A 12,956-nucleotide genomic window follows, 5' to 3' on the forward strand; every position below is an offset into this window, starting at 1 on the left:
GTTTCGACGAGGGGATATTAGAGGCATGAACGCTTCATCGCTTTCCTTCCAAGACATCATCCTGCGCCTCCAGCAGTACTGGGGCGAGCAGGGCTGCGTCATTATGCAGCCCTATGACTCCGAGGTCGGTGCCGGTACCTTCCATACCGCGACCACGCTGCGCTCGCTCGGTCCTGCCGAGTGGCGCACCTGCTATGCGCAGCCCTGCCGCCGTCCCGCCGACGGCCGCTACGGCGAGAACCCCAACCGCATGCAGCACTACTATCAGTTCCAGGTGCTCATTAAGCCCTCGCCGGTCAACGCCCAGGAGCTTTACCTGGGGTCTCTTGCCGCCATTGGCCTGGACCCCAACGACCATGACGTCCGCTTTGTTGAGGACGACTGGGAGAGCCCGACGCTCGGCGCCTGGGGCCTTGGCTGGGAGGTCTGGCTCAACGGCATGGAGGTCACGCAGTTTACGTACTTCCAGCAGGTGGGCGGCATCGAGGTCGACCCCGTGCCCGTCGAGATCACCTACGGCCTGGAGCGCATCGCAATGTACGCCCAGGGTGTCAACTCCGTCTATGACCTGGTGTGGAGCTATTTGCCCGACGGCACGCCCATGACCTACGGTGACGTGTTCCTGGAGAACGAGCGCGAGTTTAGCGCCTACAATTTTGAGGTCGCTAACGTCGAGATGATGCGTCAGAAGTTTGACGACTACGAGGCCGAGTGCCACTCCTGTCTGGAGCGCAAGCTGCCGCTGCCCGCATACGACTGCGTCATGAAGTGCAGCCATGCCTTCAACCTGCTCGATGCCCGCGGCGCCCTGTCCGCAGTCGAGCGTGCCAACTACATCCTGCGCGTCCGCGCCGTCGCCAAGGCGTGCTGCGAGGCCTATATGGCCGAGGTCGCCGGAGTTAACGAGAATGCCGACCAGGAAGGCGAGGTGGCGTAAGCCATGGCAGACGCTAAGGATTTCCTGTTTGAGATCGGTACGGAGGAAATGCCCTCCGCACCGCTGAACAATGCCGTCAAGCAGCTTGGCGATATGATCGCCAAGGGCCTCGACGAGGCCGGCCTGGCCCATGGCGAGGTCCGCGTGATCTCGAGCCCGCGTCGTCTGGCTGCGCTCGCGACCAACGTCGCCACCGCGACCGATGAGGTCCACGAGGTCAAGCGCGGCCCTGCGGCAAACATTGCCTTCGATGCCGACGGCAACGCCACCAAGGCCGCCCAGGGCTTCGCTCGCAAGTGCGGTGTGGCTGCCGAGGACCTGATCCGTCGTGAGGATACCGACGGTCGCGAGTACGTATTCGCCGAGAAGAACATTCCCTCCGTGCCGGCTACCCCTATTCTGACGGCCCTGTGCGAGAAGACGATCGCAGGCCTGCAGTGGCCCAACTACCGTAGCCAGCGCTGGGGCCACGAGCACGCTACGTTTGTGCGTCCGGTCCGTTGGATCTGCTGCCTTATGGGCGAGGACGTTGTGCCCGTGACGTTTGCCGATGTGACGAGCGGCAATACCACGCGCGGACATCGCGTGCTGGGCGCCGGTGACCATGTTGTCGCCAGCCCCGCCGTCTACGAGCAGGTGCTCGAGGACGCCGGCGTGCTCTCTGCCGAGCGTCGTCGTGAGGCCATCCTTGCCGGTATTGCCGAGGTCGAGGCTGCGCGCCCTGGCTGCCATGTCGATACGCCCAAGAAGGTCTTCGAGGAGGTCATTAACCTCTGCGAGTGGCCGACGGTGCTCGTCGGTACCTTCGACGAGGAGTTCCTCAAGGTCCCGCACGAGATCATCTGCGAGTCCATGCTCACCAACCAGCGCTACTTCCCGATCTATGACGGCGAGGGCAAGCTCACGCGTGAGTTCGTGGTCGTCTCCAACAGCAAGCCCGAGAATGCCGATCGTGTGATCGACGGCAACGAGCGCGTCGTGCGCGCCCGTCTGGACGATGCCAAGTTCTTCTACGAGGAGGACCTGAAGATCTCCCTCGACGAGTTTCGTGAGCGTCTGGCCAAGGTTGCCTTCCAGGAGAAGCTCGGCAGCGTGCTCGCCAAGTCCGAGCGCATTGAGCAGCTCGCGCTCGCTATTGCCCGCGAGGCCCATCTGGGCGCCCACCTCGCTGCCGATGCCGCTCGTGCCGCTCACCTGTGCAAGGCCGACCTGGTTTCCAACGCCGTCGTCGAGTTTACGAGCCAGCAGGGCGTGATGGGTGGCTATTACGCAACTGCGATGGGGGAGAACGACGAGGTCGCCCACGCCATTCGCGATCACTATCGTCCCCGCTTTGCCGGCGATGAGCTGCCCGAGGGCACCGCTGGCTGCATCGTGGCCTGTGCCGACAAGCTCGATACCATTGCCGGTATCTTTGCCATCGGTGAGCCCCCGACCGGCTCTTCCGACCCGTACGCGCTGCGTCGCGCCGCTATCGGCATTATCAACATCCTGCGCGATCGTCTGCCGATCGACCCCACGACGCTCATCGACTTTGCCCTTGAGCTCTATAGCGAGCAGGGCATCGAGTTCGACGCCGCCGAGGTCGCCCAGCAGGTCCGTGAATTCTTCCACGGCCGTCTGGTGAGCATGGTCCGCGACGAGAAGATTCCGGCGGATACCGTCGCCGCCGTCTCCGCGGTGCACATCATCGCTCCGTCCGTCTTCTTCGCCCGCTGCGCCGCGCTCGACGAGGCCCGCAAGAACGATGCCGAGACCTTCGACAACCTGGCTACTGCCTATGCCCGCGCCGCGCACATCTCCAAGCCCGAGCTGGGTATGGAGTACGATCGCAGCCTGATGGGTGAGGCCGAGCTCGCGCTTGCCGATGCCTCCGAGGCTGCTCAGACCGCTGTCGATGGCGCCCTTGCTGCCGAGGATTACCCGGCCGCATTTGCCGCCCTTGCCGCCCTGCGTGCCCCCATCGACCGCTTCTTCGACGAGGTTATGGTCATGGACAAGGACGAGCAGCTCCGCGATAATCGCCTTAAGCTGCTCAACCGCTTCGAGGCCGTTTTCTCTGGCATCGCCAACATCGGTGAGCTTGCCCGCAAAAAGTAAGCCAGCCTGCGCATAAGCGCAAAAGGAGCCCCGCATGGATTGCCCGGTCACCGCTCGTCCCACCGTTATCGTTATCTCCGACTCGCTCGGTGATACCGCTTGTGAGGTGGTGCTTGCGGCGTCCGGGCAATTTGATGAAGGGGCTTTTCGTCTCTTGCGCTTGCCCAAAGTGAACTCGGTGGAGCAGGTCAAGTCGTTTGTGGGCCCGCGCGTCGATGCGGACCATCGTGATATCGCCGTGTTCCACACTATCGTCGATCCGGCGCTTCGCGCCCGCGTGCTCGATTACCTGGGTATGCTGCATATTCGCTCTGTCGACCTGATCGGTCCGACCCTTGCCGTGCTGTCGTCGCTCATCGGTGTGCCGCCCAAGGGCGTTGCGGGCGTTATTCACAAAACGGATGACCGCTATTTCCACCGCATCGAGGCTATGGAGTACTTTGTCGAGCACGATGATGGACGCGGTTGCGACGACCTTTCGGGGGCCGATATCGTGCTGCTGGGCGTGTCGCGTACGTCCAAAACGCCGCTGTCGATGTATTTGGCCTATCAGGGTTACAAGGTCGCAAACGTTCCGCTGGCGCACGGCATGGAGCCGCCGAAGTCGATTTACGAGGTCGACCCGATGCGCCTGTTCGGCCTGATTTCGACCGTTGACGTAATTTCTGAGATTCGCGACAGCCGCTTGGGCGATGACTACGCCCGCGCCGTCGCCGGCTCCTATGCCGAGCCCGAGAGTGTGCGCAGCGAGCTTGAGGAAGCCCGTGCCCTTATGAAGCGCCTAGGCTGCTTTGTGGTGCGAACCGACGGTAAGGCGATTGAGGAGAGTGCATCCGAGATCATCGGTCATTTGGAGGAAATCCAAGAAGCTCGAGCCCGTCGTGCCGCTCGCCGCGCCTAACAAAAGTAGCTAATTTGGGACGGGGCTTTTTTAGCTACCCCGGCTGAGGCCGCGAGCTTTTTGGCCGATTGCCGACGGGGTAGCTAAAAAAGCCCCGTCCCAAATTAGCTACTTATGGTAAAGCGATTTAGCAAAGTTCTTGCAGTTAACCTGCAAGTCTCGTTCACAGGTATCTTCATAAGGTAACCACCTTTATCTACCGTTTACCGTCAGTTTTACCACGTTTACCAAACCTCGCACCCTCTACGCAAGCACTTCCAATACCCGCCGTATAGTACCCTCACGGCTCGCATCCGGCGGGTCGATTCGTTACCACGGTCGTGCGCGACAGCGCATGGAAGGGGAGTATCGTGAGCGATTGCAAGAGGGTTTACCGTTTTGGAACCGATGCCCAGGGCACCTGTGTCACTGAGGGCGACAAGTCCATGAACTTCGTGCTTGGCGGCAAGGGTGCAAATCTTGCCGAGATGAGCCGCATCGGCCTGCCTGTTCCCGGTGGCTTTACCATTACCTGCCAAACCTGTGTCGAGTACTCCGGTGCCGGCAACGTGTGGCCCGAAGGCGCACTCGATGAGATCGTTGCCGCCGAGGCCGATCTCGAGGCCCGCTGCGGCAGGAAGCTTGGTGACGCATCCGACCCGCTGCTCGTGTCGGTTCGCTCGGGTGCTCCGTTCTCCATGCCCGGCATGATGGACACGGTCCTCAACTTGGGCCTTAACGACGACTCCGTTCTGGGCCTCATTGCCCAGACGCAAAACCCGCGTTTTGCCTGGGATAGCTACCGCCGCTTTATCCAGATGTTCTCCAACGTCGTTATGGGTGTCGATGCCGACTTGTTTGAGAACGCCCTGACCCAGGCTCGCTTGGTCGCCGGCGTTCGCGTCGATTCCGAGCTTTCGGCCGAGGACCTGCAGGAGCTCGTCGAGACCTTCAAGGGCATCTTCTCCGAGAACGTCGAGGCTGCCCTGTATCCCGAGCTCGAGGTTGTCGACGGCAAACCCGTCTTCCCGCACGATCCGGAGCTCCAGCTGCGCCTTGCCATCCAGGCCGTCTTTGGCAGCTGGATGAACGAGCGCGCCTGCATCTACCGCAAACAGCATGGCATTTCCGACGAGCTCGGTACCGCCGTCAACGTCCAGGCCATGGCTTTTGGCAACAAAGGCGAGACCTCTGCGACCGGCGTCGCCTTTACGCGCAATCCGGCCGATGGCACCAAGGAGTTCTACGGTGACTTTTTGGTTAACGCCCAGGGTGAGGACGTCGTCGCCGGCATCCGCAACACTGAGCCCATCGCCGACCTCAAGACCACCCCGGGCCTCGAGTCCGCTGGTGAGGAGCTCGAGCGCGTTTTCCTGACGCTCGAGGATCATTACCGCGATATGTGCGATATCGAATTCACCATCGAGCAGGGTAAACTTTGGATGCTTCAGACCCGCGTGGGCAAGCGCACCGCTACCGCCGCGCTGCGCATCGCTATCGAGATGGTCGAAGAGGGCCTCATCACCCGCGAGGAGGCCGTGAGTCGCATCGATCCCGCGCAGCTCGACCAGCTTCTGCATCCGCAGTTCGATTCCTCCAAGAAGTACGAGGCCCTGGCCTGCGGCCTTAACGCCAGCCCCGGCGCCGCCGTGGGCGAGGTCGTGTTCTCGAGCGACGATGCCGTCGCGCGCGCCAACGAGGGCCACAAGGTCATTCTGGTTCGCTGGGAGACCAACCCCGATGACTTGAAGGGCATGGTCGCTGCCGAGGGCATCCTTACCAGCCACGGCGGCAAGACGAGCCATGCCGCCGTTATCGCCCGCGGTATGGGTACGCCCTGCGTCTGCGGCGTTGAGCGCTTCCATATTGACGCCGCCGAGAAGGTCGTGCGCATCGAGGGCAGCGACCGCGTGCTTCACGAGGGCGACATCATCTCCATCGACGGCACCCAGGGCATTGTCGTCGATGGCGCCGTCGATCTGGTCTCCGCTGAGCTCACCGGCGACCTGGACACCATTCTGTCCTGGGCAGACGAGATTCGCCTGGACGAGACCGACGGTCACGCCAACCACGTGCGCGTCAACGCCGACAACCCCGAGGATGCCGCGCTCGCACTCGAGTTTGGCGCCGAGGCCATCGGCCTGTGCCGCACCGAGCACATGTTCCTGGGCGACCGCAAGAACATCATCCAGAGCTTTATCCTGTCCGACGACGAGGCCGTGAAGCAGCAGGCCCTGGCCGACCTGCTCAAGGTTCAGACTGAGGACTTTCTGGCGATGTTTAAGACCATGTCCGGTCGCGATGTGGTCGTTCGCCTGCTCGATCCGCCGCTGCATGAGTTCCTGGATAATCCTCGCGAGCTCGAGGTCGCCATCACCAAGAAGGAAGCCGCCGGCGCCAGCGAGGAAGAGCTTGCCACCCTGCGTGCCCGCCTGCGTCGAATCGACGGCATGGTTGAGTCCAACCCGATGCTCGGCTTGCGCGGTGTGCGCCTGTCCGTTGTCTTTGGCGATCTGCCGCTCATGCAGGTTCGCGCCGTCGCCACGGCTGCTGCCCGCCTTATCAAGGAGGGCGTTGACCCGCGCCCCGAGATCATGGTCCCGCTCGTTTCCATCACAGCCGAGCACGTCCAGACCCGCGAGGTCATCGAGCGCGTGATCGCCGAGGTATCCGCCGAGGAGGGCGTCGAGCTCAATATTCCCGTGGGCACGATGCTCGAGCTGCCGCGCGCCTGCATGGTCGCCGACGAGATCGCCCACCATGCCGACTTCTTCTGCTTTGGCACCAACGACCTCACCCAGACAACCTTCGGCTTCTCGCGCGACGACGCCGAGGCCAAGTTCATCCCGCTGTACATGCACAAGAAGATCCTGAAGGATAATCCCTTCGAGACCATCGACGCGGCGGTGCTCGAGCTGGTGCGTATGGCAGTCGAGATGGGTCGCGCCGCCAACCCCGACATGCACTTTGGCGTGTGCGGCGAGCACGGCGGCGACCCCAAGTCCATCAAGGGCCTGTTCAACGTGGCCGATGTGGACTACGTGTCCTGCTCGCCCTATCGCGTGCCCCTCGCACGACTGGCTGCCGCCCAGGCCAAGCTCGATGCCAAGCGTTCCGCCTAGCGTTTAGTGTATAGACCCCTAGCGTAGCCCCCTTCATGCCGCCCGTCTCATTTGTGAGGCGGGCGGTTATCATGTGCGGGTTTTGTCTTTTTGTCTGCGAAAAAAATTGTTCTTGCAGCAGAAACCCGCGCGTGTATACTCGAATATGTTTGTTCAACTACGTGCCGGCCAAGGTGGTACGGCACCTCTAGAAGAGTAAGGAATTGCACATGGATTACATCCGCGCAATCGAGCGTCAGCAGATCCGCGAGGACATCCCGCAGGTCCGCGTCGCCGACAACGTCAAGGTTCACTACCGCATTAAGGAAGGCGACCGCGAGCGCATCCAGGTTTTCCAGGGTGACGTCATCCGCATGGCCGGCGCCGGTGCCCGTGAGACCTTCACCGTCCGCAAGATTTCCTTCGGTGTCGGTGTTGAGCGTACCTTCCCGCTTCACAGCCCCAAGATCGCCAAGCTCGAGGTCGTCCGTCATGGTCGCGTCCGTCGCGCCAAGCTGTACTACCTCCGCGACAAGGTGGGCAAGGCTGCTCGCATCCCCGAGAAGCGCTAAGAAGATCGCAGCGTCTGTCCACTCGTTTGGACACAAGGGTCACCTTCGGGTGGCCCTTCTTTTTATCTGATTTCCATGCAAGGAGGGCCTGGTATGGCCAATATGACGAGCTCGATTTCGGCATCGCAGGTTGCCGGCGAGCTGGCGAGTGCCACGTTCGAGGAGATTCCCGCCCTCGTGGAGCACTATCGCGAGGATCCGCGCCAGCAGGTGATCAAGGCTTGCGAACGCGCACTTAAGCGCCATGCCAAGGAACTTTCCGAGCGCGAGCGCGTCAACGGCATGTACGAGCTTATGCATGAGCTCGGCGGCGATGGCGTGGTCGTTGGCGTTGACGAGGTGGGGCGCGGCTCTGTCGCCGGCCCGCTGACGGTTTGCGCCGTCTGCCTTCCCATGGAGCCGCGCGTTTGGGGCATTAACGATTCCAAAAAGCTCACGCCTGCCCGTCGTGAGCTGCTCTCGGTGCAGATTGCCGAGGTGGCTACGGCCATTGGTTTTTGCCATATCGCTCCTGCGGATATCGATGAGATGGGCATGGCCCGCGCCATCCGCGCTGCCGTCGCGGGCGCGGTAGCCGATACGGGGCTCGAGCCCGATTGCGTGCTTATGGACGGCAACCCCTTGGGCGCCGTTCCCAACGAGCGCGATGTGGTCAAGGGAGATGCCAAAATCGCCTGCATCGCCGCTGCTTCCATTATGGCCAAGGTCACGCGTGACGAGATGATGGTCGAGTACGATGCCGAGTATCCCGAATATCATCTTGCTGAGTCAAAGGGCTATGCGAGCCCCGAGCACATTGAGGCTATTCGTAAACATGGCCTTTCTCCGTTGCATCGTGTGAGCTTCTGCGGAAATTTTTTGCAGACGGAGCGTCTTTTTTAAGGCAAATATGGAGACAGGGACTTCTGGAATTTTATAAACCAGCTGGTGGGGACCGCATGCAACGCAATTGTTGCATGCGGTCCCTTTTTTGTTTGTTTTTGGTTGGACTTTGGTTTTCTTTTGGTACTTACCCGCAAGAAAGGCGGCCCCATGATCGGGTCAATATCGTGCGCGGGAAAGGAGACCCCATGTGCGCCGCAAGTGCAAAGAGCAAGACGCAACAGCTCAAAGAGCTTTGGGAGAACGGGGAGATTGATTGCGCGTCGATTACGCCTGGGTTCATTAAGGGCCTCAGTCCTCGAGAACTGGGCATGCTGGGCGAGCTTATTGCAATCGATTACTTTCGCGAGCGCGGTTATGCCCTCTTGGAACAGGGCTACCGGTGTCCCGAGGGCGAGGCCGATCTGGTACTGCTTGATGAACTTGATGATGTCGTGGTGATGGCTGAGATCAAGACAAGGCGCGTCGCCCTAGATTGCAACACGCGGGTCTTTCCCGAGGAGGCGGTGGACGCCCAGAAGCAGCGTCGCTACCGCCGTATCGCGAGTTGTTACCTTATGGATCACTATCCCCTTAAGGCGATTCGCTTCGACGCGGTGGGCGTTACTATCCGCGGCGGTCATATTGCGGAGATTGAGCATCAATACAACGCATTCGATTGGCAGGTATCGTGATGGCGTTTGACACCTTTGCCGTCCACGCTGCATGTATTCGTGGCGTCGAGGCGATTCCCGTCACGGTCGAGGTCTCGCTTGCCGGCGGTATTCCGGGTATCCAAATGCTTGGCATTCCAAGTATGGAGGTGATGGAGTCGCGTGGCCGCATACGCTGCGCAATGCGCTCGGCGGGATTTGAGATTCCACGGGCGGGCATTACCGTCAACTTGGCTCCGGGCGACATCCGTAAAACGGGCAGTGGTTTTGACCTGCCGATTGCCATCGCGGTACTGGCGGCCGATGGGCAGATTCCCCGCGACCATCTAGACCATTGCCTTATTGCCGGTGAGCTCGGGCTGGATGGTAGCGTGCTGCCCGTAAAAGGCGAGGTTGCGTTTCAGTTGTTGGCGCGTGATATGGGCCTGTCCTTTATTGCGGGAAGGTCGGATCAACATGTGCCGCTTGCCGGTGTGGACTGTGGCTTTATCGACCATCTGTCTCAGCTCGCCCGCGGTATGGGCGAGGCGGCTCGGCATTATCTGGATTCCGAGGGTGTCGAGGCGTCGTTTGAGCCAGAACTTGATTATGCCGATGTGCTGGGGCAGGAGGTTGCCAAGCGCGGCATTGCGCTCGCGGCGGCGGGGGAGCTCGGCCTGCTTATGATTGGCTCGCCGGGTTCGGGCAAGACCATGCTCGCACGCCGCATGACGGGTATCTTGCCCGAGCTTTCTCTCGAGGATCAGCAAGAGGCGCTGTGCATCCATTCGGTCTTGGGCGAGAACATCGATGGTTTGCTGGCGGGACACCGGCCGTTCCGTAGCCCCCACCACAGCATTTCGACTGCGGGCCTTATTGGCGGCGGACGGCCGGTGCACCCGGGCGAGATTAGCCTAGCGCACGGCGGCGTGCTCTTTTTAGACGAGCTTGCCGAGTTTCCCAACAGCGTGCTGCAGACACTCCGTCAGCCCATAGAGCGCGGCTACGTCAAGATCGTACGCGTCGATGGGGCTTTCACGTTTCCCTCGCGGTTCCAGCTGCTTGCCGCGAGCAATCCCTGTCCCTGCGGCTTTTTGGGCGATCGCGAGGTACCGTGCCGCTGCTCGGCTTCGATGGTTGAGCGCTATCGGTCTAAGCTGCGTGGTCCCTTGGCCGATCGTATTGACCTTATGATTGACGTGACCCGACCCGACCCGCAGGTAATTATCGAGGGCGCCGAGGGTATGTCGTCAGCTGAACTACGTGACTATGTTGTGCGGGGTCGGGCATTTCGTGCTTGGCGCGAGTCCCGTATGGACGATGCAGATGCCGAGGCCGAGGACGATGAGTCACGTTCCATCGACGGCGTCGTTTCGACCTTTGCGCTCGATGGGGCAGCGGAAAAGTGTGTGCTCGGCCTGTCGAGGCGCACACATCTCACAGGGCGCGGCATCGTGCGCTTGGTGCGTATCGCGCGCACGATTGCCGATGTTGCCGAAAGTGAGCGGGTAACCCAAGACCACGTGCTCGAGGCGGCGATGTACCAGGGGAGGAGGGACCAGTAATGCCCGAGGAGACTTTTGAGCTGCATCCCGGTGATGCGTTGTATCCAGCTACCGTTTTGGAGCTCTCTGATGTACCCCAGACGCTTTATGTGCGTGGCGATCCCGCCGCACTGTCGACGCCCGCGCTCTCCATCATCGGCGCTCGCAAGGCCTCGCCGTACGGCCTTGCCGTGGCAGAGCTGGCCGCGAAAGTTGCGGTCGAGGCGGGGGTGACGGTGGTCTCGGGCGGTGCGGTCGGCTGCGACCAGGCCTCGGGTTGGGCCACGGTCAACGCTGGTGGCAGGCACGTCGTGGTGTTGGGTACGGGCGCCGACGTGGTTTACCCGCGCTCGAGTGCAGGGCTCATCGCGCGCACGATCGATACGGGCGGCGCGGTCGTGTCCATCTCGCCTTGGGGTATGGGGCCACGCAAGTTTGCCTTTCCGCGGCGTAACCGGGTGATTGCCGCGCTTTCGCAGGCGCTCTTCGTGTCGGAGGCCGGCATGCCCTCGGGCACGTTCTCGACAGCGGAGGCCGCCATGGACCTGGGGCGCGAACTGCTCGCGGTACCGGGCTCCATTTTGTCACCAGAGTCGCGTGGGACCAACTACCTCATCGCCAACGGTGCCTGCTGCATTGTTGACGAGGAGTCTATTGAGATGGCCATCTCGCGAATTTACGGCACCCTGCGCTATTCGCGTCCCGATGCGCCCGGTATCGCCGATCTGGACCCCACGCAGCAGGCCGTGATGCACGCGCTCATTGCCTCGCCGCTCAAGGTCGATGACATTGCCGCGCTCGTCTCCCTCGATGCCGTCGGCGTGCTCAAACTCCTGGGCTCACTCGAGCTCGGGGGACTCATCGAGCGCATGATGGATGGAAGGTATGCGCCCTCAAAGTTTGCGCTTCACGCCCAGACGCCCTTCGGTCACAATGGAAAGCGTGTCAATTAGAAAGGTGTTTGCAGATGCTGTTTGATCAAGTGACGGTTATCGGTGGCGGTCTGGCGGGATCGGAATGCGCGATTCAGCTGGCAGATCGCGGGTTTGCCGTAAAGCTGTGCGAGATGCGGCCGCTGGTGACCTCTCCTGCCCACCATACCGATCACTTGGCGGAGCTCGTCTGCTCCAATTCGTTTAAGTCGACCCGACCCGATTCCGCCGCCGGCCTGTTGAAGGCCGAACTCGAGCGTATGGGTTCGGTGCTGCTCGACTGCGCTCATCGCGCTGCCGTTCCCGCTGGTGGCGCCTTGGCAGTCGACCGTGTTAAATTCTCCGAGCTCGTCGAGGCCGAGGTTGCCGCCCGTCCCAATATCGAGGTCGTTCACGGCGAGGTCACCCAGATTCCCGAGGGCCATGTGGTTATCGCCGCGGGTCCCTTGTGCTCGCCGGCGTTGAGCGGGGAGGTCATGAAGCTCGTCGGTGGTGATTCCCTGGCGTTCTTTGACGCCGCGGCCCCGATTGTCGATGCCTCGACGCTCGATATGGATGTGCTGTTCTCGCAGTCGCGCTACGAGGAGCAGGGGAGCGGCGACTATCTCAATGCCCCGCTCAACAAGGAGGAGTACGAGGCCTTTATCGAGGCGCTTACCACGGCCGATCGCGTGGTGCTCAAGGACTTTGAGGGCGGGGACCTCTTCCAGGCCTGTCAGCCAGCCGAGGAGGTTGCGCGCACGGGCAAGGATGCCATCCGCTTTGGCGCTATGAAGCCCGTCGGGCTCACCGACCCGCGCACCGGTCGCCGTCCCTGGGCGGCGATTCAGCTGCGCGCCGAGAACAAGGAGAAGACCGCCTATAACCTGGTTGGTTTTCAGACCAACCTGACCTTCGGCGAGCAGAAGCGCGTTTTTCATATGGTTCCCGGTCTGGAGAATGCCGAGTTCTTCCGCTATGGCGTCATGCATCGCAATACCTTTGTCGATGCTCCCCATGTGCTCGATGGGACCTTCGCCGTGCCCGGCACGGGCGTGCGCCTTGCCGGACAGATTACCGGTACGGAGGGTTACATGGAAGCGGTCGCGACGGGTCTCCTCGCTGCGCTCAATACCTATGCCGAGGCTATCGAGGTTGCTCCTGTCGAGCTGCCGCGCGTGGGCGCTCTCGGCGCGCTCGTGGGCTATGCGACCGATCCTGCTACGGTCGGATATCAGCCCATGCATGTTAATTTTGGCCTGGTGCCTCCCCTCGAGGACGGTAAACGCCGCAGCAAACGTGAGCGCTATCAGGCCTATGCGGATCGTGCCCTTAAGGCCTTGGATTCCTATCTGGAATCGCGCTCCGACCTGTTTGGAGGCGACCGGTCATAGCCT

Annotated in this window: 10 protein-coding genes; all 10 read left to right on the top strand. The window is 61.6% G+C overall.

Features of this window, described 5'->3' with window-relative positions:
* Positions 1–25 precede the first annotated feature (25 nt).
* The 10 genes from ACTQVX_RS06365 to trmFO all read left to right on the top strand — a co-directional run bounded on the left by ACTQVX_RS06365 (position 26) and on the right by trmFO (position 12,953).
* Positions 26–937 (top strand): glycine--tRNA ligase subunit alpha, encoded by a 912-nt coding sequence (locus ACTQVX_RS06365; protein WP_006236091.1) that lies wholly within the window; start codon positions 26–28, stop codon positions 935–937.
* Positions 938–940: 3 nt separating this feature from the next.
* On the top strand, positions 941–3,037 hold the full coding sequence (glyS, locus tag ACTQVX_RS06370) for a glycine--tRNA ligase subunit beta (RefSeq protein WP_441560602.1): 2,097 nt from the start codon (positions 941–943) through the stop codon (positions 3,035–3,037).
* A gap of 34 nt (positions 3,038–3,071) precedes the next feature.
* Entirely contained in the window at positions 3,072–3,938 is an 867-nt protein-coding gene (locus ACTQVX_RS06375) for a pyruvate, water dikinase regulatory protein (protein ID WP_441560604.1), read from the top strand.
* A 350-nt stretch (positions 3,939–4,288) separates the two neighbouring features.
* Positions 4,289–7,039: a pyruvate, phosphate dikinase gene (gene ppdK / locus ACTQVX_RS06380; protein ID WP_441560606.1), complete on the top strand. Its 2,751-nt coding sequence runs from the start codon at positions 4,289–4,291 to the stop codon at positions 7,037–7,039.
* A 209-nt stretch (positions 7,040–7,248) separates the two neighbouring features.
* Positions 7,249–7,590 carry a 50S ribosomal protein L19 gene (gene rplS, locus ACTQVX_RS06385; protein ID WP_117583231.1) on the top strand — a complete coding sequence of 114 codons (342 nt, stop codon included), beginning with the start codon at positions 7,249–7,251 and terminating at the stop codon, positions 7,588–7,590.
* Positions 7,591–7,683: 93 nt separating this feature from the next.
* A complete protein-coding gene (locus tag ACTQVX_RS06390; protein ID WP_154516244.1) occupies positions 7,684–8,472 on the top strand; it encodes a ribonuclease HII in 789 nt (262 codons plus the stop codon).
* Positions 8,473–8,660: 188 nt separating this feature from the next.
* Positions 8,661–9,146, top strand: coding sequence for a YraN family protein (locus ACTQVX_RS06395; RefSeq protein ID WP_441031093.1), 486 nt, complete (start codon positions 8,661–8,663; stop codon positions 9,144–9,146).
* Positions 9,146–10,669 (top strand): YifB family Mg chelatase-like AAA ATPase, encoded by a 1,524-nt coding sequence (locus tag ACTQVX_RS06400; RefSeq protein WP_154516248.1) that lies wholly within the window; start codon positions 9,146–9,148, stop codon positions 10,667–10,669. Before ACTQVX_RS06395 ends, ACTQVX_RS06400 begins: the two co-directional genes overlap by 1 nt.
* A complete protein-coding gene (locus tag ACTQVX_RS06405) occupies positions 10,669–11,601 on the top strand; it encodes a DNA-processing protein DprA (protein WP_441560608.1) in 933 nt (310 codons plus the stop codon). The genes ACTQVX_RS06400 and ACTQVX_RS06405 overlap by 1 nt, the downstream gene beginning before the upstream one ends.
* Positions 11,602–11,615: 14 nt before the next feature.
* Positions 11,616–12,953: a methylenetetrahydrofolate--tRNA-(uracil(54)-C(5))-methyltransferase (FADH(2)-oxidizing) TrmFO gene (trmFO, locus tag ACTQVX_RS06410; protein WP_154516252.1), complete on the top strand. Its 1,338-nt coding sequence runs from the start codon at positions 11,616–11,618 to the stop codon at positions 12,951–12,953.
* Positions 12,954–12,956: the final 3 nt, after the last annotated feature.

The sequence above is a fragment of the Collinsella sp. LCP19S3_A6 genome (genome assembly GCF_052122015.1).
Taxonomy (GTDB): domain Bacteria; phylum Actinomycetota; class Coriobacteriia; order Coriobacteriales; family Coriobacteriaceae; genus Collinsella.

Bases quoted from the DNA above. Each gene is read 5' to 3' on its own strand.
- ACTQVX_RS06365 (WP_006236091.1), top strand. From the start codon at position 26: ATGAACGCTTCATCGCTTTCCTTCCAAGACATCATCCTGCGCCTCCAG.
- glyS (WP_441560602.1), top strand. From the start codon at position 941: ATGGCAGACGCTAAGGATTTCCTGTTTGAGATCGGTACGGAGGAAATG.
- ACTQVX_RS06375 (WP_441560604.1), top strand. From the start codon at position 3,072: ATGGATTGCCCGGTCACCGCTCGTCCCACCGTTATCGTTATCTCCGAC.
- rplS (WP_117583231.1), top strand. From the start codon at position 7,249: ATGGATTACATCCGCGCAATCGAGCGTCAGCAGATCCGCGAGGACATC.
- ACTQVX_RS06390 (WP_154516244.1), top strand. From the start codon at position 7,684: ATGGCCAATATGACGAGCTCGATTTCGGCATCGCAGGTTGCCGGCGAG.
- ACTQVX_RS06395 (WP_441031093.1), top strand. From the start codon at position 8,661: ATGTGCGCCGCAAGTGCAAAGAGCAAGACGCAACAGCTCAAAGAGCTT.
- ACTQVX_RS06400 (WP_154516248.1), top strand. From the start codon at position 9,146: ATGGCGTTTGACACCTTTGCCGTCCACGCTGCATGTATTCGTGGCGTC.
- ACTQVX_RS06405 (WP_441560608.1), top strand. From the start codon at position 10,669: ATGCCCGAGGAGACTTTTGAGCTGCATCCCGGTGATGCGTTGTATCCA.
- trmFO (WP_154516252.1), top strand. From the start codon at position 11,616: ATGCTGTTTGATCAAGTGACGGTTATCGGTGGCGGTCTGGCGGGATCG.